20 protein-coding genes and 2 pseudogenes are annotated in these 21,320 nt (G+C 65.1%); 3 read left to right on the top strand and 19 right to left on the bottom strand.

Going from position 1 to position 21,320, the window contains the following annotated elements; all coding sequences use genetic code 11:
* Positions 1–16: 16 nt before the first annotated feature.
* The 11 genes and pseudogenes from AC07XB_RS23940 to AC07XB_RS23890 all read right to left on the bottom strand — a co-directional run bounded on the left by AC07XB_RS23940 (position 17) and on the right by AC07XB_RS23890 (position 10,772).
* The gene (locus AC07XB_RS23940) at positions 17–1,225 is read right to left on the bottom strand and encodes a phosphoglycerate kinase (RefSeq protein WP_492830095.1); all 1,209 of its coding nucleotides are present in this window, start codon (positions 1,223–1,225) and stop codon (positions 17–19) included.
* A gap of 10 nt (positions 1,226–1,235) precedes the next feature.
* Positions 1,236–1,379 (bottom strand): annotated as a pseudogene (locus AC07XB_RS23935) (erythrose-4-phosphate dehydrogenase); the annotation flags it as partial.
* A 248-nt stretch (positions 1,380–1,627) separates the two neighbouring features.
* Complete coding sequence (gene gph / locus AC07XB_RS23930) at positions 1,628–2,320, bottom strand: phosphoglycolate phosphatase (protein WP_492830194.1); 693 nt, start codon at positions 2,318–2,320, stop codon at positions 1,628–1,630.
* Positions 2,320–4,332, bottom strand: a complete 2,013-nt coding sequence (gene tkt / locus AC07XB_RS23925; protein WP_492830093.1) for a transketolase — start codon at positions 4,330–4,332, stop codon at positions 2,320–2,322. Before tkt ends, gph begins: the two co-directional genes overlap by 1 nt.
* A gap of 10 nt (positions 4,333–4,342) precedes the next feature.
* On the bottom strand, positions 4,343–5,221 hold the full coding sequence (locus tag AC07XB_RS23920) for a phosphoribulokinase (protein WP_492830092.1): 879 nt from the start codon (positions 5,219–5,221) through the stop codon (positions 4,343–4,345).
* A gap of 11 nt (positions 5,222–5,232) precedes the next feature.
* Positions 5,233–6,318 carry a class 1 fructose-bisphosphatase gene (locus tag AC07XB_RS23915; RefSeq protein ID WP_492830090.1) on the bottom strand — a complete coding sequence of 362 codons (1,086 nt, stop codon included), beginning with the start codon at positions 6,316–6,318 and terminating at the stop codon, positions 5,233–5,235.
* A 51-nt stretch (positions 6,319–6,369) separates the two neighbouring features.
* Positions 6,370–7,086 (bottom strand): ribulose-phosphate 3-epimerase, encoded by a 717-nt coding sequence (gene rpe / locus AC07XB_RS23910; protein ID WP_416048521.1) that lies wholly within the window; start codon positions 7,084–7,086, stop codon positions 6,370–6,372.
* Position 7,087: 1 nt separating this feature from the next.
* The gene (locus tag AC07XB_RS23905) at positions 7,088–7,852 is read right to left on the bottom strand and encodes an HAD-IA family hydrolase (RefSeq protein ID WP_492830087.1); all 765 of its coding nucleotides are present in this window, start codon (positions 7,850–7,852) and stop codon (positions 7,088–7,090) included.
* A 3-nt stretch (positions 7,853–7,855) separates the two neighbouring features.
* Positions 7,856–8,767 carry a CbbX protein gene (cbbX, locus tag AC07XB_RS23900; protein ID WP_492830085.1) on the bottom strand — a complete coding sequence of 304 codons (912 nt, stop codon included), beginning with the start codon at positions 8,765–8,767 and terminating at the stop codon, positions 7,856–7,858.
* A gap of 59 nt (positions 8,768–8,826) precedes the next feature.
* Positions 8,827–9,246, bottom strand: a complete 420-nt coding sequence (locus AC07XB_RS23895) for a ribulose bisphosphate carboxylase small subunit (protein WP_416048518.1) — start codon at positions 9,244–9,246, stop codon at positions 8,827–8,829.
* A gap of 59 nt (positions 9,247–9,305) precedes the next feature.
* Positions 9,306–10,772: a form I ribulose bisphosphate carboxylase large subunit gene (locus tag AC07XB_RS23890; protein WP_416048517.1), complete on the bottom strand. Its 1,467-nt coding sequence runs from the start codon at positions 10,770–10,772 to the stop codon at positions 9,306–9,308.
* Between the two features lie 164 nt (positions 10,773–10,936).
* On the opposite strand from AC07XB_RS23890, the gene AC07XB_RS23885 reads away from it, so the two are divergent.
* Positions 10,937–11,887: a LysR family transcriptional regulator gene (locus AC07XB_RS23885; RefSeq protein ID WP_492830083.1), complete on the top strand. Its 951-nt coding sequence runs from the start codon at positions 10,937–10,939 to the stop codon at positions 11,885–11,887.
* 534 nt (positions 11,888–12,421) lie between these two features.
* On the opposite strand, the gene AC07XB_RS23880 is transcribed toward AC07XB_RS23885, so the two are convergent.
* From AC07XB_RS23880 to AC07XB_RS23870, 3 genes are all read right to left on the bottom strand, one after another.
* Complete coding sequence (locus tag AC07XB_RS23880; RefSeq protein ID WP_492830081.1) at positions 12,422–12,970, bottom strand: plasmid pRiA4b ORF-3 family protein; 549 nt, start codon at positions 12,968–12,970, stop codon at positions 12,422–12,424.
* A 135-nt stretch (positions 12,971–13,105) separates the two neighbouring features.
* The gene (locus AC07XB_RS23875) at positions 13,106–13,354 is read right to left on the bottom strand and encodes an H-NS histone family protein (RefSeq protein WP_492830079.1); all 249 of its coding nucleotides are present in this window, start codon (positions 13,352–13,354) and stop codon (positions 13,106–13,108) included.
* Positions 13,355–13,612: 258 nt separating this feature from the next.
* On the bottom strand, positions 13,613–14,680 hold the full coding sequence (locus tag AC07XB_RS23870; RefSeq protein WP_492830077.1) for a DNA-binding protein: 1,068 nt from the start codon (positions 14,678–14,680) through the stop codon (positions 13,613–13,615).
* Positions 14,681–14,824: 144 nt separating this feature from the next.
* Between AC07XB_RS23870 and AC07XB_RS23865 the strand changes: the two genes are divergently transcribed.
* Together AC07XB_RS23865 and AC07XB_RS23860 are read left to right on the top strand one after the other, a co-directional pair.
* On the top strand, positions 14,825–16,036 hold the full coding sequence (locus AC07XB_RS23865; protein ID WP_492830075.1) for a tyrosine-type recombinase/integrase: 1,212 nt from the start codon (positions 14,825–14,827) through the stop codon (positions 16,034–16,036).
* A 109-nt stretch (positions 16,037–16,145) separates the two neighbouring features.
* Positions 16,146–16,634 carry a ProQ/FinO family protein gene (locus AC07XB_RS23860; protein WP_492830073.1) on the top strand — a complete coding sequence of 163 codons (489 nt, stop codon included), beginning with the start codon at positions 16,146–16,148 and terminating at the stop codon, positions 16,632–16,634.
* Positions 16,635–17,364: 730 nt separating this feature from the next.
* Here AC07XB_RS23860 and AC07XB_RS23855 read toward each other — a convergent pair.
* The 5 genes and pseudogenes from AC07XB_RS23855 to AC07XB_RS23835 form a co-directional block, all read right to left on the bottom strand.
* Positions 17,365–17,475: pseudogene (locus tag AC07XB_RS23855) on the bottom strand (LysR family transcriptional regulator); the annotation flags it as partial.
* Positions 17,476–17,930: 455 nt separating this feature from the next.
* On the bottom strand, positions 17,931–18,680 hold the full coding sequence (locus tag AC07XB_RS23850) for a Fic/DOC family protein (protein WP_492830071.1): 750 nt from the start codon (positions 18,678–18,680) through the stop codon (positions 17,931–17,933).
* Positions 18,628–19,332 carry a hypothetical protein gene (locus AC07XB_RS23845; RefSeq protein ID WP_492830070.1) on the bottom strand — a complete coding sequence of 235 codons (705 nt, stop codon included), beginning with the start codon at positions 19,330–19,332 and terminating at the stop codon, positions 18,628–18,630. The genes AC07XB_RS23850 and AC07XB_RS23845 overlap by 53 nt, the downstream gene beginning before the upstream one ends.
* A gap of 160 nt (positions 19,333–19,492) precedes the next feature.
* On the bottom strand, positions 19,493–19,813 hold the full coding sequence (locus AC07XB_RS23840) for a hypothetical protein (protein WP_492830068.1): 321 nt from the start codon (positions 19,811–19,813) through the stop codon (positions 19,493–19,495).
* 352 nt (positions 19,814–20,165) lie between these two features.
* Positions 20,166–21,158, bottom strand: coding sequence for a LacI family DNA-binding transcriptional regulator (locus AC07XB_RS23835; RefSeq protein ID WP_492830066.1), 993 nt, complete (start codon positions 21,156–21,158; stop codon positions 20,166–20,168).
* Between the last annotated feature and the right edge of the window lie 162 nt (positions 21,159–21,320).

The raw sequence follows: 21,320 nt of genomic DNA, 5'->3' as shown, positions 1-21,320 counted from the left end.
CCAGAGCGGACGCGCCTCACGCTGCGGCACGCTGCTCCAACACATCGAAGGCCGGCAGCTTCCTGCCCTCCAGGAATTCCAGGAAGGCGCCGCCACCGCTCGAGATATAGCCAAGCTGCGCGGCAATGCCGTACTTGGCGATGGCGGCCAGCGTGTCGCCGCCACCGGCAATCGAGAACGCCTTCGAAGCGGCGATGGCTTGCGCCAGCACCCTGGTGCCGTTTCCGAACTGGTCGAACTCGAACACGCCCACCGGCCCGTTCCAAACGATGGTGCCGGCCGCCATGAGCTGCCCGGCCAGTAGCGCTGCTGTGTCCGGCCCGAGGTCCAGGATCATGTCGTCGCCGGCCACATCGTCGGCGCGCTTCACTGTGGCGGCGGCGGTGGCGCTGAACGCCTTGGCGCACACCACGTCCACGGGGATGGTCACCGCGGCACCGCGCGCGGCCATCATCTCGATGATGGCGCGGGCCTGCGCCACCAGGCCTGACTCGGCCAGGGAGCCGCCGATCTTCAGGCCGGCCGCCAGCATGAAGGTATTGGCGATGCCGCCACCCACGATAAGCTGGTCGACCTTGGCAGCCAGCGATTTCAGGATGGAGAGCTTGGTCGATACCTTGGAGCCCGCCACGATGGCAACCAGCGGACGCGCCGGCTGGCCCAGCGCACGGCCCAGCGCTTCGATCTCGGCGGTCAGCAGCGGGCCCGCGCAGGCCACCGGCGCGTATTTGGCGATGCCGTGGGTGGTCGCCTCGGCGCGGTGTGCCGTGCCGAATGCGTCGTTGATGTAGATGTCGCACAGCCTGGCCATCTTCTGCGCGAGTTCATCGCTGTTGGACTTCTCGCCCTTGTTCTCGCGGCAGTTCTCCAGCAGCACCGCATGGCCCGGAGGAACGTCGAAGCCGCCGTTGACCCAGCCGGCCAGCAACGGCACCTCGCGCCCCAGCAGCGCAGAAAGGCGGCGGCGCACCGGCGCCAGGCTGTGGCGCGGATCCGGCTCGCCCTCCACGGGCCGCCCCAGGTGCGAGGTCACCATGACCGCCGCGCCGGCTTGCAGGCAGGCTTCGATGGCAGGCACCGAGGCGCGGATGCGGGTGTCGTCGGTGATGTCCCCGGCGGCATCCCGCGGCACATTGAGGTCCGCGCGGATAAAGACGCGCTTGCCGGCGACTTCGCCGCTGGCCAGCAGCGCCGCTAGCGTGTGTACTGCCCCGATGGTCGGCATGGCACGGCTCCTAGTGGGCGCTGGCGAACGCCACCGCGGTATCCAGCATGTGCTTGGAGAAGCCCCATTCGTTGTCGTACCAGCTGCAAACCTTGACCAGCGCACCGGAGACCTTGGTCAGGGTCGCGTCGAAGCTGGACGAAGCCGGGTTGTGGCGGGCCAGCACGCGGATCCCGTCGCGGCCCTTGCCGGCCTCGATGTCATGGTGCTTGCCGCTTTCGTAGTGCGCGCGCAGCACGTTGCGGCCAATGCGGCCGTAGCCGTTGATGGCAACCTTGATGCTCATGGCTCCCTGTCTCCGTATGGTTGTTTTGTGTGGTTCACAAGTGGTTCAAAAGTGGTTCGTCGAACTTCTGAACAAGGCTGATTGCCCGCCTGTTCGCTCCCCTCGCCCTGTCCGGTTCAAGCCCGCATCCGGCGCGCGGGTGCGAGCAGCGCCGGCAGGTCCTCCAGCGAGTCGATCACCGCGTCGGCACCCAGCGCGGCAATGCCGCCGGGCCCGGCATAGCCGTAGCGCACCAGGAAGACTGGCATGCCTGCGGCGCGCGCCGCCGCCACGTCGACCGCCGAGTCGCCCACCAGCACGCTGTGCGCGGCCTCGGCCTGCAGCAGCCGGCACGCATGGCGCAGCGGCTCGGGGTCCGGCTTCATCTGCGCGATCGAGTCGCCGCCGACCAGGACCTCCAGGTACCTGGCCAGGCCGGTCATGGCCAGCAGCGGCGCCGCCAGCGCCCTGGGCTTGTTGGTTACGCACGCGAGCCGGCAGCCCTGGCGCTGCAATGCAGCCAGTCCGGCCTGCACGCCGGGGAAGACGCGGCCCAGGTGTCCGTTGACTTCGGCATAGTGGCGGTGGAACAGCGCCTCGGCGGACTCCGCCCCGCCCTGCCCGACTCCCGCGGTCTCCAGCACGCGCCGCACCAGGTTGGACACGCCCTTGCCGATAAAGCCGCTGATGGTGTCGAAGGGCAATGGCGCGCGGCCCAGCTCGTCCAGCATGCGGTTGGCGGCCTCCACAATGTCGTGCGCGGTATCGACCAGGGTGCCGTCGAGGTCGATCAGCACCGCGGCGCAAGGCGTGTCCGGTGCGCTGCGCATCACGGCCCCCCCAGCAGCGCGCGCGCCGCGTCCGCGACCCGGGCCGGCGTCAGGCCAAAGTGCTGGTACAGCGCTTCGGCCGGTGCCGAGGCACCGAAGGTATCGATTCCCACAGTGGCGCCCTGCTCGCCCACCACCGCGCGCCAGAACCAGGTGACGCCGGCTTCCACGCTGATGCGTGGCACACCGGCCGGCAGCACCGCTTCCCGGTAGGCCGCGTCCTGCGCATGGAAGCGCTCCACGCAGGGCATCGACACCACGCGCGCGCGGATCCCTTCTTCGGCCAGGTGGGCAGCGGCACGCACCGCAATCTCCACTTCCGAACCGGTGGCGATCAGCACCGCCTGCGGCGCCTCCGCGTCTTGCAGCACATAGCCGCCGCGCCGAATGCCGGCAAGTTGCCCGCCATCGCGCGCGAACGGCGTCAGCGCCTGGCGCGACAGCAGCAGGCAGGTCGGTCCGTCGCCGCGCTGCACCGCATCCAGCCAGGCGAGCGCGGTTTCCACGCCGTCGCAAGGGCGCCAGACCTGGTTGTTCGGGATCAGCCGCAAGCTGGCCGCGTGCTCGACCGGCTGGTGGGTGGGACCGTCCTCGCCCAGACCGATCGAATCATGGGTGAGCACATGGATCACGCGTTGCCGCATCAGCGCGGCCATGCGGATGGCGTTCCGGGCGTAGTCGGAAAACACCATGAACGTGCCACCGTACGGAATCAGCCCGCCGTGCAGGGCCATGCCGTTCATCACCGCCGCCATGCCGAACTCGCGCACGCCGTAGCTGACATAGTTGCCCTGGCCGGCATGGTTGACCCAGATGGAGGATTTCACGTCGGTCAGGTTGGAGTCGGTCAGGTCGGCCGAGCCGCCCAGCAGTTCGGGCAAGGCGGCGGTCAGCGCTTCCAGCGTGAGCTGCGATGCCTTGCGCGTGGCGATCTTGCCGTGCAGGGCCGATGGCGTCTCCAGCAAGGCCATCAACCCGGCCTCGAATCCTTCCGGCAACCTGCCCTGATCGCGGCGCAGGAACTCCGCGGCCAGCTCCGGATACGCCGTGCTGTACCAGGCGAAGCGTGCATTCCAGTCTGCCTCGCGCTCGGCGCCCAGCGCACGCGCGTCCCAGGCGGCAGCCACGTCGGGCGGCACCGTGAACGGTTCGGCGTCCCAGGCGAGCGTTTCGCGCATGGCGGCGATCTCCTGCGCGCCCAGCGGCGCGCCATGCACGTCGTGCCCGCCGGCCTTGGCCGGCGCGCCCTTGCCGATCACCGTCTTGCAGCAGATCAGCGTGGGCCGCTCGCCCTGCGCCTTGGCCTGGCGGACGGCAGCATCGATGGCATGCGCATCGTGGCCGTCGACGTTCGGAATCACATGCCAGCCATAGGCTTCAAAGCGCCGCGGCGTATCGTCGGCAAACCAGCCCGACACATCGCCGTCGATGGAGATGCCGTTATCGTCGTAAAGGCAGATCAGCTTGCCGAGCTTAAGCGTGCCCGCCAGCGAGCAAGCCTCGTGGCTGATGCCCTCCATCAAACAGCCGTCACCAAGGAACACATAGGTGTGATGATCGACGATGGTATGGCCAGCCCGATTGAAATGGACGGCCAGCAACTTCTCCGACAGCGCCATGCCAACCGCGTTGGCCAGACCCTGCCCGAGCGGGCCGGTGGTGGTCTCAATGCCCGGTGTGTGGCCGACTTCCGGATGCCCCGGCGTGGCCGAATGCAACTGGCGAAACTGGCGCAGCTGCGCCATCGGCAGCGCGTAGCCACTCAGGTGGAGCAACCCATACAGCAGCATGGAAGCATGGCCGTTGGAGAGCACGAAGCGGTCGCGGTCGGGCCATGCCGGGTTGGCGGGGTTATGGCGCAGGTGATGCCGCCACAGCACTTCTGCCATCTCGGCCATGCCCATGGGCGCGCCCGGATGGCCAGACCTGGCCTGCTCCACCGCGTCGGCTGCGAGAAAGCGCAGTGCGTTGGCGCAGCGCGCCGCCGAATCGATACGTTCTGGTGCGTTCATGGTCGGGTTCTCACAAGTCGGCGCGCTTGCGGCGCTCCATCATGCGCAGCACGAAGGGGGTGAAGATCAACTGCATGGCCAACTCCATCTTGCCGCCGGGCACCACGATGGTATTGGCGCGCGACATGAAGGAGTCATGCACCATGCTCAGCAGGTATTGGAAGTCGATGCCCTTAGGGTTGGCGAAGCGGATCACCACCATGCTTTCGTCCGGCGCCGGAATCTCGCGGGCGATAAACGGGTTGGAGGTATCCACGCACGGCACGCGCTGGAAATTCACGTGGGTGCGCGAGAACTGCGGGCAGATGTAATTGACGTAGTCCGGCATGCGCCGCAGGATGGTGTCGGTCACCGCCTCGCTCGAGTAGCCACGCTGCTTCTGGTCGCGCCACAGCTTCTGGATCCATTCCAGGTTGATCACTGGCACCACGCCGATCAGTAGGTCGGGATAGCGGGCCACGTTGACCTCATCAGTCACCACACCGCCGTGCAGGCCCTCGTAGAACAGCAGCTCGGCGTCCTCCGGCAGCGGCTCCCAGGCGGTAAAGGTGCCGGGCTCCTGCTGGAAGACGGCGGCCTCGTCGGCGTTGTGCAGGTAGCGTCGCCGCATGCCGGTGCCGGACTCGGCATAGGTGCGGAACAGGTTTTCCAGCTCGCCAAAGAGATTGGTGCCGGGGCCAAAGTGGCTGAAGTTCATATTGCCGCTCTGCTCCGCCTCGGTCATCCGGACCTTCATCTCGGCGCGGTTGTAGCGGTGGAAGCTGTCGCCCTCGATCACCACGGATTTCACGTCTTCGCGGCGGAAGATGTTCTCGAAGGTGCGGGTGACGGAGGTGGTGCCGGCGCCTGAGGAGCCGGTAATGGCGATGATGGGATAGCGTTCGGACATGACCATGCACCTCAGGCGGGGACGCGGAACAGGCTGCGTTCGTTGAACAGGGGATTAGGAAGCTCGGCGCCGGGCGGATCGCTGTGATAGCGCTCGATCCGTTCCACCTCGTTGCGCGAGCCGAAGACCACGCCGATGCGCTGGTGCAGCGCGCCCGGCTGGACCGACATCAACGGCTGCCGGCCGGTGCTGGCGCGCCCGCCGGCCTGCTCCATCAGGAAGGCGATGGGGTTAGCCTCGTACAGCAGGCGCAGGCGACCGGCCTTGGCCGGGTCCTTGCTGTCGCGTGGATACATGAAGACGCCGCCGCGCATCAGGATGCGGTGCGCTTCGGCCACCATCGAGGCAATCCAGCGCATATTGAAATCCTTGCCGCGCGGCCCGGTCTTGCCCGCCACGCACTCGGCAATGTACTGCCGCACCGGCGCCTCCCAGAAGCGGCTGTTGGAGGTGTTGATGGCAAACTCGTGCGTGTCCGGCGGCACCATCAGGTTGGCGTGGGTGAGGAAGAATTCACCCAGGTTGGGATCCAGCGTGAAGCCGTTGACGCCATTGCCCACGGTGAGCACCAGCATGGTGGTGGGACCATAGATGGCGTAGCCGGCCGCGACCTGGGCCGTGCCGGGTTGCAGGAAATGCTGGTCGGCCACCGCATCCACGCCCTCCGGTGCGCGCAGCACGGAGAAAATGCTGCCCACCGAGACGTTGACATCGATATTGGATGAGCCATCGAGCGGATCGAACACCAGCAGGTACTTGCCGCGCGGATATTGCGACGGGATCTGGTAAGGCGCCTCCATTTCCTCCGACGCCATGCCGGCCAGGTAGCCGCCCCACTCGTTGACGCGCAGGAAGGCAGCATTGCTTAGCACATCGAGCTTTTGCTGCATCTCGCCCTGTACGTTAACGGCGCCGTCGGCGCTGCCATGCAGGCCGCCCAGCGCGCCAAGCGCGACGGCACGTGCGATTTCCTTGCAGGCCATGGCGACGTTGAGTATCAGGCCGTTGAAACCGCCGCTGGCCTGCGGATAGCGGCGGCGCTCCTCGATCAGGAACTGCGTCAAGGTCATTCGGTGTGGCTGGTTTTGCTGTGGCATGGCAGGTCTCCTCTTTTTATCTGTCTTTGCATTGCGTGCCGGAGCGCGGCGCTAAGCCAGCGCCGCCTCTCGCAAACGCCGAAGAACGGCGCGGTAGCCGCCGTCCGGATCCGGCGCGCCGAATACCGCGCTGCCGGCGACGAACGTATCCGCGCCCGCACGAACGATCTCGGCAATGTTGTCGCCCTTCACGCCGCCGTCGATCTCCAGCCAGACGGGCTGGCCGCCGCCCTCAACGTGCCGGTCGATGCGGGCACGCGCCTCGCGCAGCTTGGCGAGCGTGCCTGGAATGAACTTTTGCCCACCGAAGCCCGGATTCACGCTCATCAGCAACACCATGTCGAGCTTGTCCAGCGTGTGGGCCAGGTAGTCCAGCGGCGTGGCCGGATTGAATACCAGGCCGGCCTTGCAGCCGTGCTCGCGAATCAGCCCGATAGTGCGGTCGACATGGCGGCTCGCTTCCGGATGAAAGGTGATGATCGAGGCGCCAGCCTTGGCGAACATCGGGATCAGCGCATCGACCGGCTCCACCATCAGGTGCACGTCGATGGGGATGGAGACATGCGGGCGGATCGCCTCGCACACCAGGGGGCCGATGGTCAGGTTGGGCACGTAGTGGTTGTCCATCACGTCGAAATGCACCAGGTCCGCACCCGCCGCCTCGATCGCGCGCACTTCCTCGCCCAGCCGCGCGAAATCGGCGGACAGGATCGAGGGCGCGAGGCGAATCGTGCGGCTATTGCCGCCTTCATGGTCATGGGTACGCATATCAGGCGGCCTCGAACAAGGTGCCGCGATGCCAGCGGCGCAGCGCGGCCAGATCGGCCCAGCGGTGGTCCGCGCCAGGCAGGTGCTGCGGCATTGGCTCCGCGGGATCGCCAAGATGCGGCAGCACCAGCAGCGCGCCGTCGAAGCGTTCCTGCGCGGTATAGGCGGTTGGCGTGATCACGACGGGAATGCCGGCCGCCTGCGCGGCGCGCAGGCCATTCTCGGAATCCTCCAGCGCCAGGCAATCGGCCGCTTCCAGGCCGAGCCGCGCCAGCACCGCCAGGTAGACATCCGGCGCGGGCTTCTTCACCGCGGTGGTGCCGGCGTCGCAGATGGCGGCAAAGCGCTGGCGCCAGCCCGCGCCCAATGGCGCGCGCAGCAACGCATCGAGGTTGCCCGGCGTGGTGGTGGTGGCGATCGCGATGGGCGTGCTGGATTGGCCGGCGTCCTCGATCAGCCGCAAAATACCGGGGCGCAGCAGCAGCGCGCCGCCGCCAACGCGCTCGGCATAGTGGCGGGACTTGATGGCGTGCACCGCCGCGATGGTTTCAGCCACCTTGCTGCCGCGCGCTTCCTCTGGGTCCACCATGCGCCAGTAGTGCAGCAGTCGCTCCTTGCCGCCGGCCACCTTGAGCAGGCGTGTGTAGAGCGCCGTATCCCAGCACCAGTCGAGACCGACTTCGGCAAACGCCGCATTGAAGGCATGGAGATGGGCGGACTCGGTATCGGCCAGGGTGCCATCGACATCGAAGATCAGGGCTTGCATGGCTCACTCCTTGTCGGGTGCCGGCGCGAACACGCGGCTGGCGAGCAGATCGGGGGCGGTAATGGTGGTCAGCGCCAGGTCATCGGCGACCGCACCGGGGTCGCGCAGCAGGCGCGAAGCGTGCCGCAGCCGCGCGCGGTCGAGCGCGTTGCGCACGCTGCGGGCATTGGCAAAGTGCGGCTGCGCCATGCGGCGTACCAGGTAGTCGGAAAAGACGCGGCGGCTCTGCTCGTCGAAGCGGTACTGCATCGCATCCAGCATCAGGTTGGCGATCTGGCCCAGTTCGTCGACCTGGTAGTCGGGAAAATCGATGTGATGGGCAATTCGCGAGGACATGCCCGGATTGGATTCGAAGAACCGGTCCATGCGGTCCTTGTAGCCGGCCAGGATCACCACCAGGTCGTCCCGGTTGTTCTCCATCACCTGCAGCAGGATCTCGATGGCCTCCTGGCCGTAGTCGCGCTCGTTCTCGGGCCGGTAGAGGTAATAGGCCTCGTCGATAAACAGCACGCCACCCATCGCCTTCTTCAGGATTTCCTTGGTCTTGGGCGCGGTATGGCCGATGTACTGGCCGACCAGGTCGTCGCGCGTGACCGCCACCAGGTGCCCCCGGCGCACATAGCCGAGCTGGTGGAGTATCTGCGCCATGCGCATGGCCACGGTGGTCTTGCCGGTGCCGGGGTTCCCGGTGAAGCACATGTGCAGGCTGGGCGCGCCGGCGCTGAACCCGCGCGCCGCCCGCAGCTTGTCAACCTGCAGCAGCGCCGCGATATCGCGGATACGCGATTTCACCGGGGCCAGGCCGATCAGTTCGCGGTCGAGCTGGTCCAGCAAGCCGGCGATGCCCGAGCTGGCAAGCACGTCCGCCAGCGTGCCGGGCTGCCGCAGGTGCGAGGGGGATTCTGGCGCGGACATGGCGTCCTCCGTAAAGGTCGGCAAAGGGTCGGCGAAAGGTCGGCGACGTGCCGGCTGGCTTAGTAACGGCTGCCTTCGGGGCGAGCCTGCACGGCGTAGCTCTCGATCGAATAGCGCACCGTGCGGCCTGGCTCTTCCTGACGCACCAGGCGGAAGCCCGGCTCGTCCGCGGGACGGTTGACGATGAAGGACATCACCACCGACTCCACCGTATGGGTCGCGTCGAAGGCCATCACGCGGATATAGTGGTTGGGGAAGGTCTTGCGCGCGTTGTTGACCTCCAGCAGGATGCCGGCGGCATCGCGCAGGTCGAACATCGGCAGGCCGAACATCTCCCAGTAAGTGTTGCGCGGATGCGGGTCGTCGGTGTATTCGATGCCGACTGCCCAGCCTTTGCCCAGGCAGTACTCGACCTGGCTGGTGATCTGTGCGTCGGTGAGCTCGGGCAGGAAGGAGAAAGTGCCTTGTGTAATGCGCATGATGTCCTCGTCTCTGGTTCGTTGGTGTCGGATGGCCTCGATCAGGGCGCGCGGCGCGCTCAGGCCACCGATGCGGTGGGCACGAAATCCGAGGTGTCGGTCGGCGTGTAGTTGAAGCTGATGTCGCCCCAGGTATCGAGGGCGGCCCGCAGCGGCGAGCACCACTTGGCGGCGTCGCGCAGGATGTCCGGTCCCTCGTTGGCAATGTCGCGCCCTTCGTTGCGTGCCAGCACCATCGCTTCCAGTGCCACACGGTTGGCCGTCGCCCCGGCCTGGATGCCTTGCGGATGGCCGATGGTGCCGCCGCCGAACTGCAGCACGACGTCGTCGCCGAACAGGTCGAGCAACTGGTGCATCTGGCCGGCGTGGATGCCGCCCGAGGCCACCGGCATCACCTTGCGCAACGAGGCCCAGTCCTGGTCGAAGAACAGCCCGCGCGTCAGGTCTGTCTTCGTATGGGCGTCGCGGCAGACGTTGTAATAGCCCTGTACGGTGAGGGGATCGCCTTCAAGCTTGCCCACCGCAGTGCCCGTATGCATATGATCGACCCCGGCCAGGCGCAGCCATTTGGCGATCACGCGGAAGGACACGCCATGGTTCTTCTGGCGGGTGTAGGTGCCATGGCCGGCACGGTGCAGATGCAGCACCATGTCGTTCTGGCGGCACCAGTTGCTCATCGACTGGATGCAGGTCCATCCCACGATCAGGTCGATCATGACGATCACCGAGCCGAGCGATTTGGCAAACTCGGCGCGCCGGTACATCTCCTCCATGGTGCCGGCGGTCACGTTGAGGTAGCTGCCCTTGACCTCGCCGGTCGCCGCGGATGCCTTGTTGACCGCATCCATCACGAACAGGAAGCGGTCACGCCAATGCATGAAGGGTTGCGAATTGATGTTCTCGTCGTCCTTCATGAAATCCAGCCCGCCCTTCAGGCCTTCATAGACCACGCGGCCGTAGTTGCGCCCAGACAGGCCCAGCTTGGGCTTGGTGGTGGCGCCCAGCAGCGGGCGGCCGAACTTGTCAAGACGCTCGCGCTCGACGATGATGCCGGTGGGTGGGCCGGCGAAGGTTTTCACATAGGCCACCGGGAAGCGCATGTCTTCCAGGCGGGCCGCCTTGATCGGCTTGAAGCTGAACACGTTGCCGATGATGGAGGCGGTCAGGTTGGCGATCGAGCCTTCCTCGAACAGCGACAGGTCGTACGCCACGTAGCAGAAAAACTGCTCGGGATTGTTCGGCACCGGATCCACGCGATAGGCCTTGGCCCGGTACATATCGCAGGCGGTCAGGCGATCGGTCCACACCACCGTCCAGGTAGCGGTGGACGATTCGCCGGCTACCGCGGCGGCAGCCTCGACCGGATCCACGCCCGCCTGCGGCGTGATGCGGAACAGTGCGAGCAGATCGGTGTCCTTGGGCTCGTAGCCCTCGTCCCAATAGCCCATCTCCTTGTACTTCATCACGCCGGCGTCGTAGCGCTTGCGTGGCTTGGCGGCGGCTTGGATCGTCTCAGGTGCGTTCATGATGTATTCCTTCCCGTGGGTTGGCGGCTTGGCTGCCTGGCTGCCTGGCTGCGTTGCTGCGTTGCTGCGTCTTGAGGGAGAAGATATCCAGCTATCCCCATAAGGTAAATTCAGATATTCTTAGCCCGCATATAAGGGATCCCTTAAGGTGGTGCGTTCCAGCCATGTCCTTCCTCCGCTCCCTCACCCTTCGCCAGCTGCAGATCTTCGTCACCGTTGCCCGGCACGCCAGCTTCGTGCGGGCGGCCGAGGAACTGCACCTGACCCAGCCGGCGGTCTCAATGCAGGTCAAGCAGCTCGAGTCCGTGGTCGGCTTGTCGCTGTTCGAGCGCGTCAGCCGCCAGCTCACCCTGACCGAGGCCGGCGACCGCCTCCTGCATCACGCCTCGCGCATCCTGGGCGAGGTGAGAGACGCCGAGGACGGGCTGCAGGCGGTCAAGGGCATCGACCAGGGCTCGATCTCGATCGGGCTGATCAGCACCGCCAAGTATTTCGCACCAAGGCTGCTCGCTGGCTACTCAGCGCGCTACCCGAACGTGGACGTGCGCTTTGCCGAAGGCAACCGCGAGACGCTGCTGCGCCTGCTGCAGGACAACGAAATCGACCTCGCGCTGATGGGCCGGCCTCCACGCGAGCTGATTGCCGTCTCGGAACCCATCGCCACGCACCCGCACGTGATCGTGGCCTCGCCGCGGCATCCGCTGCGCGAGGCAGAGGGCTTCGATCTGCAAGAACTGCGCCACGAAACCTTCCTGCTGCGCGAGCCCGGCTCCGGCACCCGCACGGTGGCCGAGGAAATGTTCAAACACCACCTGTTCGCGCCGGCCAAAGTGGTCACCCTGGGCAGCAACGAAACGATCAAGCAGGCCGTGATGGCCGGCATGGGCATCAGCCTGTTGTCACTGCACACTCTGTCACTGGAATTGCGCACCAACGAGATTGCACTGCTGGATGTGTCCGGCACGCCGATCGAACGCGTCTGGCATATCGCGCACATGGCGAGCAAGCGGCTGATGCCCGCGAGCGAAGGTTGCCGCGCGTTCCTGCTAGAACATACGGCGGCGTACCTAGGGCGGGAATACGCCGGGCTGTTGCCCGGGCGGCGCGCGGGCTAGCGGTGGGAGGGGTGCACGGGCGCGTAGCGTGTCCAGATTTGGACGATGCGCGGCAACCTGCTCAGTTCCCGCGCGCTGGCTCGCATGCATGCGCTGTTGCTGCAGGCCGTGGCGATGTCCGCCTTGCGCAACCTGGTGCGACGCCATACGGGCCAGACGCCGGGCGCATTCGGTGCGGGCGGAATTGCGGGCGGGCTGAGGGGGGCTGGGTTCGCGAGATGGCCGGGCGTCTGAGACGCTTTGGCTGACATCGGCGGAATCCTTGAAGTGTTGCGTGGCGTGAAGGGGGGCGGGTAAGGCAAACACGGCGCGTTACGCCGTGCGCAATGGTGGCTGACCGAAGCAGCCTCGGATCCTGACAGTCAGGGTCAGGTCTTGATGTCGAGCTTGGTGATCAGCTGCTTGAAGTGTATTAGCTGGGACCCGATCTGACAGATAGTCGGGCGGTTGAATTGAGAAGCGCGACTCAATGCGGGGGCTGACCGTGGCTTCCGCTTTGGTGCGCTCTCGCCTAACACAGAGGGCCAGCAGACGTCACCGAATCACCCGCAGCCTCGCATTGACCGCATTCACATCAAAGCCAACTGGGTCGAATACGCCGCCAACCCACGACCGGAAGTCATTGTGCTGTTCGTGGGTCTTGTCCCGGAGCGCTACAAGGAATTCCGCATAACCGTGTGGCCCACCAACGTCCTCCGGAGGGCAAGCGTTTTCGCCAGCCAGGCAAACCGGCAGAGCCAGCGCCAGGTCAGGGTAGCCAACTGATTCGACAATCACACGGTGCTGCCAGTCATCGCCAAAGTCATAGTGGTACTCGAATTCGGTGGCCGAGCCGAGCGCATGGTTCAGCCGGACGCCCTTCTCCGACCGCAGGCCTTCATCCGAGACGTCCTTATCCTGCACGCCGAACCGCTCGCCGTTGATGTCGAATTCATGCAGGTGAGTGTCCTCCCAGCCCATCACGGAATGGATCACCTTGTGGAGCTTGGGGAGCTGAATATCGGCCGGGACAACAAAGCGACGCCAGACCAGAGGCTTGACGTGGAGCAGTTCGATACGAAGGATTGCGGCTAGTTTGAGCATAGGCGGAAGAAATCATACATGGGTCCAGAGACCAAGCTAACTGGCTTGCACGGTGAAACTTCTCAGCCACGACCGAGCGGCTCCCTATGGGGCACGAGAAAGAAATCGAAGGGGTAGTCCTCTACTCGCCACCCGCTAGACGCGGAAATGTTCCACCGTCTGTCCGGCGTGGATCGCCCGCTGCAGCCAGTCCGGCATGGCGCCGCGGCCATCCCAGCCCTGCCCGTGCGCGTTGCGATAGCGCACCGCACCAGGCGTTGAGGGCGGAGGCGGCTCGGCAAAACAGCCGGCGGCCTGCAAGTCGGCCAGGGTCAGGCCGTGCTGGGCCATCTGGATGCGGATCCAGGTGATCGCTTCGGCGCGCTCGATTTCGATCGACTTCATTTTAGGTGCACAGATTTGAGGAAGCTGCGGGGCAGGATCCTGCGTTGTCGTCTCAAAGACCGTTGAGCCTCCACATTGTGCCGGCGGCTCGCTGGCGTAAAGCAACCCGGTCGCTTGCGGATTGTGGATCACTTGGTCACCCCGCCGCTCAAAAATGAATCAGACCCGGGGAGCCCGCCGGGCATCTGGTCCTCGCGCGGTTTGTCCACAGGTTTATCCCGCGGCGCGGTGGACAAATCCTACTGCCGCCCACGCCCTTCAGGCCGGCCCCGCCTTGAACTTCAGTTTGGTCTTGGTCGCTGGCACCTGGCGCCGGGTCGCTGCCAGGCGGCGCGACGCGGTGGCTTCAGCTTGTGCGCGCTCGGCCTGCCGCAGCGCCGCTTCCAGTTCGGCCCGCAGCCCGTCTTGTGCCGCCAGCCCAAGTCCGAGCGCCTGCTCGGCCGCCGCCAGTTGCCGGCTAAGCGTATCGCGCTCGGCTTGCAGTCGCACCCGCACCTCCGCGGCAGCCACGGCGGCGTCCTGCGCCCTCGCCTGCATGGCCGCCAGCTCGGTGCGCAGCTCCGCGGCCGCCTGCTCGGCCTTCTGCCGCAGCGTGCGCTCCTGGTCGATTTCGCGCAGCGCGCGGCGCTCGGTGGCGCTGGCGCGCTCCTGTGCCACCACCACCTGCTCGCGCGTGCGCTCCAGGTCCGCCGAGAACTGCGTATGCATCTCGCCCAGTTGCCGCTCCAGCGCCTCGACCTGGCGCTTGCTCTCGTCGTGACGCGCCTGCGCGGCCGCGTGAGCCTGGCGCTCGGCGTCCAGTTCCCCTTGTAGCGCCGCGCGCGCGCGCTGGACGGCATCGCGCTCGGCCTGCATAGCGGCTGTCTCCTGCTCGGCCGCCACCACCGCGGCCTGCGCCTGGTCGCGCTGCGCCTCCGCCTCGCTCGCCTGCAGCCGCGCCTCCGCCTGCAGGGCGGCCAGCTCGCTGCTAGCGGCCTCGTTGGCGGCCTGCCAGATCGACTGCACGGCGTCGGCCGCGATCGCCTTGAGCGCGTCCGGCAGCCCGGGCTGGTCAATGGTCACGCGCATCTTGCCGCGCAAATCCTGCCAGAACTGCGCCAGCACCTCGGTCGGCGTGCCCATGCTGCCCTTGCGCACCAGGCCGTAGAGCTTGTTGGCGGTGGGGGTGATGCCATAGCGGAAGAACAGCAGGGCGCAGACCTCGCGGTAGAGCGCGCGGGTCTCGGGGAACTGCGCACGCAGCGCGGCCACGTCGGCGGCGAGCTGGGCCTCTGGCGCGGCGTCGCCAGGCGTGGGCGGCGGGTGATCGAGCGGGCTGGCGGTCATGTTCTGCGTGGAACGTTCGTGGAGTTTCTTAAAATATTACTACGTAATACGTTAATTTACTGAATAAAATTGCAAATCTTTAGACATAAGTAGGATTCTGTCTAGAATTACGTCTACACTCACGCCATGACGCCCGCTGCACCGATGGAACCCCTCCCCCTCACCGCCCTGCCCGCCACCCCGATCGAGCGCCTGCGCCTGCCCGCCGAACTCTCCGGCGCCGCCGGCAGCAACCGGGCGCGCGGCGGCACCCCGCAGATCTCGGCCGCCGACGATCTGGCGGCAGTGACGGCCTGGCTCGCCCGCTACGCCGACACCCCCGCCACCCTGCAGACCTATCGGCGCGAGGTGGAGCGGCTGCTGCTGTGGGCCGTGATGCAGCACGGCAAGCCGCTGTCGTCGCTCACCCATGAGGATCTGCTGCTGTACGAGCGCTTCCTGGCCGATCCGCAGCCGGCCTGGCGCTGGGTCATGGCGTCGCGCAAGAAGCTGGCGCGCGACGCGCCCGCGTGGCGGCCGTTCGCCGGGCCGCTTTCCCCGGTCAGCGCGCGCCACACCCTGGTGATCCTCAATGGCCTGTTCGCCTGGCTGGTCGACGCCGGCTATCTGGCCGGCAACCCGCTCTCGCTGGCCCGCAGCCGGCGCGGCGCGCCCAAGCCGCGCATCACGCGCTACCTGAGTCACGACATGTGGCAGGCGGTCAAGGACGCCATCGACGCCATGCCGGGCACGCTCGAAAGTGCGACCGAGCGCGACCGCCTGCACGCGGCGCGCTGCCGCTGGCTGCTGACCGTGCTGTATCTCGGCGGCTTGCGGGCGGCGGAGGTGGTCAGCACGCGCATGGGGGCGTTTTTCTGCCGCCGTGACAGCCACGGCCTGGAGCGTTGGTGGCTGGAGGTGACGGGCAAGGGCGACAAGACGCGGCTGGTGCCGGCCACGGACGAAATGATGGTGGAGCTGGCGCGCTATCGCAGCGCCCACGGCCTGCCGCCGATGCCATTGCCAGGCGAGGACCGCCCCATCGTGCTACCGGTCATTGGCAAGGAAAAACCCTTGTCGCGCGGCGCGCTGCACCTGGTGCTCAAGGAGATCTTCGCGCTGGCGGCCGAGCGCCTGCGCGCGCGCGGACCGGATTGGGCAAGCCGGGCCGAGGTGCTGGCCAGCGCCTCGGCGCACTGGCTGCGCCATACGGCGGGGTCGCATATGACGGACCAGCAGGTGGACCTGCGCTTTGTGCGGGACAATTTCGGGCACGCTTCCATCGCCACGACCAGCGCTTATCTGCATACGGAAGACGATGCGCGCCACAAGGCCACGCAGGAACGCCATCGGATCGGGTGGACGCGTGAAGGGTGACCGGCGCCAGTCTTGGTGCCAGAATTCAGCCAATGCTTCGCCGCGGCATGAGCGGCAACGCGAATCACGACGGATTGCTACAATCGCAGCAAGTTTTTAATGGCTGAGCATGATGGGCTTCGAACAACTGGCGGCACTGAAGGAACAACTGGCGAAGCAGGCCAAGGCCGAGTCACGGGCCAAGACGCGTCGCGTACCCCCGAAGGCTTCGGCCCGCCCGGCTAAACCCGTGAATGAGCCCGTTAAGCCCGTCGATCCGGTGTTGCAGGCCATCGTGAAGTTGCAGAAACGCTTCCCGGTAACCTTTCCGAAGAATCCTGCGCCCAAGGTACCGCTCAAGATCGGCATCTTCGTGGATCTCGTCCAGCACGCGCAGGATCTTGGCCTGACGGAGCCGGTATTGCGCGCCGCGATCCGGACCTGGTGCCGCGGCACCCGCTACTGGACTTGCCTGGTGGAAGGTGCCCCGCGCGTGGATCTGGCGGGGCAGGCGGCGGGACACGTTGCACTGGCCGATGCGAACCGGGCGCAGGGACAACAAGCCCAACGTGCGGCGCGCGCGTTATCTCGAACCGCGACGGCGCCGAAACCCAACTGATTTGTCGTGGGGGTGCGCGCACCGGCGCGGGTGTCGTGCGCCGACGAAGCGCGATCCGGCATTGCATCCCTGCGCTCGATGACTGGAATCCATTGCTCCCTGTTGAGCGGCCGCGGACATCACCCCAGCCACCATCGGCGCGCCCTGCGCTGCCTGCTCCAGGTCTTGCCCTGCGCTCCTCAAATTCACCTGGACGCTGGCACTCGGAAGTTGCCCCCCCGCCCGGAAACACATTACCCAAAATATCCGTGCAAAGCGGGATGACATCACGCTGGCGTACTACCGGATCGGCGGGAAGCCCGCCACCTTGGAGCAAGCCCAGGATGTCATTCCGTAGGACTGCGGTGCCGCCACCCCCGGGAAATATTCACGTTCGTGAAAGAATTCGCTTCCGCGACGCCCGGCGATCGCGGTTTAGTCCCTGCTGGTATGGCGGGCGGACAGGACGACGTTCGCCACGCGAGAGGGTATGGGTTTCGGCGCCGCCCGCGCCGCTTTGCGCAGCGAACACGCTGCGCGGCGCGAATCCACGCAGGCACGTCGGTGGCTGGAATGGGCATTCCGCTGATGCGAAAGGCCCTTTCGTTCGGCCCTCACTCCGCGGTGCTCCGCTGGCAGGTGGCCTGTGCTGCCAAAACCCTGTTTAAGATTGAGGTAGGAATCCTGGCGATTAATTGCATTTTGATCGTCAGGGAGTTGCTGGCCATGGACAGCACCCTCCCGCTACCAAAGTGATCCCGGGATAGCGGCTCGCGAATTCCGCGATCAGGGGCGCCATGTAGGTCGTAGCGAAGTCGACCGGCAGCGACGTGCGCAACGTGCCGCTCGGCTGCGCAAGCATTCGATTGTCAATGGCACCACGGAGAGCGTTATGTGGCAAGGGTTTCGAGTTGGTGCGGGGGAGCTTGATACCGTCAGGGATACCGGCGGATCGACGTACCTTGGAAAAATCAGCCGACGGGCTCCCTGCAGGCCCATGTTGCCCCATCGAGCTGGCTACCCCTTCATTCCCCGCCATTGCCCCCTTTCCAACAGGCTGCGTATCCCTTGAATTCAGGGGATTTGACGGTATCAGAAGAGACTTTCGCCACCAGGCTGACGGTATCAGGCGATGATGTTTCAGAGGGACTGACGGTATCGGTACCGGGGTCGCCATCACGTCCAAACGGTAGCAGGAACTAAAGCGCCTCGAACAGCGCCTCTGATACCGCAAAACCAGTCCCATAGCATGCCATGCGGTACCACCAAAGCCCACCGTCAAGCCACGACGGCAGTCACCGCCGGCGGGCATTCATATCACTTGCCGCTACCGCCCTCTCCTCGCGATCGCTTCATGTCCAGGTAACCTTGGTTGGCCTGCGGATCATCCGCTGCGTAGGCCACATCGAGTTCCAGACCAGCGTCCCCGCCACGACCGTCCAAACCCGGCAAAGCCACCAATTGCTCGAGCAACGTGCGCTTGGCCGGAGCGTTTACCAACAATGGGCGCAAGTACGCATCGAGTGGCTGATCATTAGGTCTGAGCAGTTCCTGAGTCAACGCCTCCAGATAGTCAGCCTTGCGACTGCCGATCCAGTTGATGGAGATGCCTGCCCGGTGGCACAGCTCTGAGTGAACCAGGAGCATGGTGCGCCCATTGCAGTCGAGGAAAGGATGACCCCAGGCGAAGGCACCCATCACCGCCCCCGGACGCTCCCGCATCGTCTTGCGGTCGTTGCCCATACTCAGCCCCCATTCCACAGCGCGCTGACAAAGCTCGGACGCCTCGAACTGCAGCCCCTTGCCCTTGCCAACCAAGCGCCCTACTCCAAGTTGATGCCGATCCTGGCCGGCCCAGGGATAGAACTCTCCGAAGAGAATTCGGTGAACCTGCAGGAAGTTCGCGTAGCCGATGTGGCCCCGGATGCCCGCGAGGTAGTTCAGCGCTTCATCGATGTTCGCCTCGAAGAACACATGCTCCTGGACCTTGACCTCGTCGGGATCCTTCAGTTGCTCAATATTGCGCAGATAGCCCGCGCTTTCGAAGTCCCCGAACGGATCGAACACCTTTCACCTCCCGCATATGATTGGTCATCAAACGAGCAAGTTGTCTACCGTTGATGAGTTCCTTCTTCTTCAAGGCAGCCAGCAACTTGCCTGTGGCATCGAGCACCACATCATCACCTGCAGCCAGAGTGACCGCCTCTGCATAATCATCGAGCCCCGTACGCACGTGTGTGACACCGTGGGCTCGCGCAAAGCGCTCGACAAAGCTGCTCACACCCGTGGTCGGCAGTGCGTCTGGATCCAGAGGCATGGCGTGTGCAGTCTCTTGCAGAGTCCCGCGCTTCAAATACCGCACCGGCGTCCCCGCGATGTCGAGCTTGCGCGCGACGCGCTGCGTCCCTGGATCGATCAGTAGCACGGGGTGACCATCCTCCCTCTCCAGTTTCACCGTGTGCAGGGTCACGCCGAGCTTCTCGAACACCTCGCGCACGAGATCGACCGGAGCGGCCAAGAGCCGGCCCTTGCCTTCGTGGTCTGGTTGAGCCTTGGCATAAAAACCCGAGCCCAGCCGCACTAGCCGACCGGTCTCCACGAGCCGGCTGATGGCTGCGCTCAGGTGGGATGCACTAGCAAGTTCTGCGAGTTCGCGACGCTGGACCACCTGACCGGACCGTTTGCCCAAGGACACCAATAGCTTGCTTTCCAGCTTCATCAGCACACCTCCAGATGGGCCACCTTGATCATCCTACTATTTTACCTTTTTTCTTATGTTTCAATAGCTTAATCAACCTATACATGCCGTTTTTCCGGCATGTTTTGAAACTCCATAGTCCTGGTGACCGGCGTCCGTCTCTGAGTTCCCTCGAACCCCACTAACCGCCCCGCACGCTGTTTGAAGCAGGCAGCCACGCTGCACGAACCTGGTCGTGGACTTTACTCAGCGAGTCCGCCACATCGCGATGCTCGCGTTGCCGAGTGTTCGTATGGAATACGCGCACCTGGCCTTCGGCCTCGGGATCTTCAACGAACTGCTGCAGTTCAGGCCGCATTCGATTGAGGGACTCGACAATAACTTTGACCGACCGGAAGCTGGCCTCCTTGCCGATCTCTGTCACCCTTGGATGCTCCAGCTTTCCGCATCCGCCGCCGTAGATTTTCTGCCAATGGTCGCCGAAGGAATGGTTCGAAGCCAACCGGATAGTGCCCCCGCACCACTACGGCTTGCGCTTCGATCGAAGCTCAATGGCTGGCGAAGGGACCCTGGTGTGCCCGCTTCGCGGCAAAACAGAAAATGTGCAGTACGTTGGATCGGCAACGAACGCAAAAATCCGGGCCCACTTCACTATCCTATCCAACCGCGTCTCTGTCGGATTTTCCTTGTTCACTCTTGCCAACTCCGTAGTACCAGCTCGTTTGCCAAAGCGGCTATTTTGCTGCACCGGCCGATAACGGGCCCACACTCACTGATTCACAGCACAACCGTCCTCGTAGTTGACCCAGGTGACCGTCGCATGAACTTGACAGAGCCCGCCGGCGCGAAACTTGTTATGCGCTGTCGCGCACCACAAGTTCAAAGCCGAGATCCACAATTTGCGGCGCGGTACCGCCAGTCGACGGCGCCTCATCAAGGGCCAGGAGCCGCTGCGTCACCGTAAGGCCAATGGCCTCGCTGGGCGGGCGCACTGTCGTCAGCGGCGGCACGCAAACCTGCGCATACGGCAAGTCGCCAAAGCCGGCAACGGCCAGTTGGTCGGGAATAGAGATGCCCAGTCGCTGCGCTTCGCACAGCAAGCCAAGCGCCATGACATCGTTGGAGCAAAACACGCCGTCCACCTCCGGGTACTGCGCGCGCAACTGACGTAAGCCCTGCGCGCCAGCGGTCGGAGTGGCTAGTTCGGGCAGATTGATCACCCTCGCCTCCTCGGCCCCATGCTGCCGCACCGCCTCCAGGAAGCCCTGTACACGCTGATCAGCCCGCACGTCCTGGTCGAGGTAGGCGCCGATGACAGCCAGGCGATGGCGCCCGCGGCCGAGCATGTGTTTGGCGATCATGGCCCCAACCGCCTGATGCGAGAAGCCGACCTGCATGTCAAAGGGCTTGCCACCAAGCTCCCACATTTCCGCAACCGGCACGTCAGCGCCTTTGAGCATACGACGGCACGCTGCGGTGTGGCGCAGTCCCGTCAACACAATCGCCGCCGGTGACCATGCCAGAAACGTGCGCACGAGGCTCTCTTCCTTGCGCGGATCGTAGCCGCTGTCCGCCAGCAACAACTGGTATCCGCGCGACTCGAGTTCGCGCTGCATGGCGCTGACCGTCGCAGAGAAAAAGGCGTTGACAAGCGACGGCACGATGACTGCGACGGCACGCGTGTGCGCGGCAGCCAAGCTGCCGGCGACGAGATTCGGCACATAGTTCAGCGCCTTGATGGCCGCAGCTATGCGCGGAGCGATGCGCGGGGATACCGCATCGGGCCTGCGCAAGTAAAGCGATACGCTGCTCGCCGAGACCTGAGCGTGGTGCGCGACATCCGCCATCGTGACGCGATTGGTGCTACGCCGGCCACGTATCGGCGAATCGGGCGAGTGATGAGGGTCGAGTATTGGCATAGGGAGCAAAAGTAACATTTAGCAGCATCACTGCATAGTCTATCCATCATCAAACTTCGTTAGCAAATATCTATTGTTCTTTCATTTTTC

This window comes from Cupriavidus sp. GW821-FHT02F09 (assembly GCF_059421605.1).
This window is presented reverse-complemented; position numbering and strand designations above follow the sequence as displayed.

Coding starts and splice junctions, on each gene's coding strand:
- AC07XB_RS23940 (WP_492830095.1), bottom strand. CDS start 1,225: ATGCCGACCATCGGGGCAGTACACACGCTAGCGGCGCTGCTGGCCAGC.
- gph (WP_492830194.1), bottom strand. CDS start 2,320: ATGCGCAGCGCACCGGACACGCCTTGCGCCGCGGTGCTGATCGACCTC.
- tkt (WP_492830093.1), bottom strand. CDS start 4,332: ATGAACGCACCAGAACGTATCGATTCGGCGGCGCGCTGCGCCAACGCA.
- AC07XB_RS23920 (WP_492830092.1), bottom strand. CDS start 5,221: ATGTCCGAACGCTATCCCATCATCGCCATTACCGGCTCCTCAGGCGCC.
- AC07XB_RS23915 (WP_492830090.1), bottom strand. CDS start 6,318: ATGCCACAGCAAAACCAGCCACACCGAATGACCTTGACGCAGTTCCTG.
- rpe (WP_416048521.1), bottom strand. CDS start 7,086: ATGCGTACCCATGACCATGAAGGCGGCAATAGCCGCACGATTCGCCTC.
- AC07XB_RS23905 (WP_492830087.1), bottom strand. CDS start 7,852: ATGCAAGCCCTGATCTTCGATGTCGATGGCACCCTGGCCGATACCGAG.
- cbbX (WP_492830085.1), bottom strand. CDS start 8,767: ATGTCCGCGCCAGAATCCCCCTCGCACCTGCGGCAGCCCGGCACGCTG.
- AC07XB_RS23895 (WP_416048518.1), bottom strand. CDS start 9,246: ATGCGCATTACACAAGGCACTTTCTCCTTCCTGCCCGAGCTCACCGAC.
- AC07XB_RS23890 (WP_416048517.1), bottom strand. CDS start 10,772: ATGAACGCACCTGAGACGATCCAAGCCGCCGCCAAGCCACGCAAGCGC.
- AC07XB_RS23885 (WP_492830083.1), top strand. CDS start 10,937: ATGTCCTTCCTCCGCTCCCTCACCCTTCGCCAGCTGCAGATCTTCGTC.
- AC07XB_RS23880 (WP_492830081.1), bottom strand. CDS start 12,970: ATGCTCAAACTAGCCGCAATCCTTCGTATCGAACTGCTCCACGTCAAG.
- AC07XB_RS23875 (WP_492830079.1), bottom strand. CDS start 13,354: ATGAAGTCGATCGAAATCGAGCGCGCCGAAGCGATCACCTGGATCCGC.
- AC07XB_RS23870 (WP_492830077.1), bottom strand. CDS start 14,680: ATGACCGCCAGCCCGCTCGATCACCCGCCGCCCACGCCTGGCGACGCC.
- AC07XB_RS23865 (WP_492830075.1), top strand. CDS start 14,825: ATGGAACCCCTCCCCCTCACCGCCCTGCCCGCCACCCCGATCGAGCGC.
- AC07XB_RS23860 (WP_492830073.1), top strand. CDS start 16,146: ATGATGGGCTTCGAACAACTGGCGGCACTGAAGGAACAACTGGCGAAG.
- AC07XB_RS23845 (WP_492830070.1), bottom strand. CDS start 19,332: ATGAAGCTGGAAAGCAAGCTATTGGTGTCCTTGGGCAAACGGTCCGGT.
- AC07XB_RS23835 (WP_492830066.1), bottom strand. CDS start 21,158: ATGGCGGATGTCGCGCACCACGCTCAGGTCTCGGCGAGCAGCGTATCG.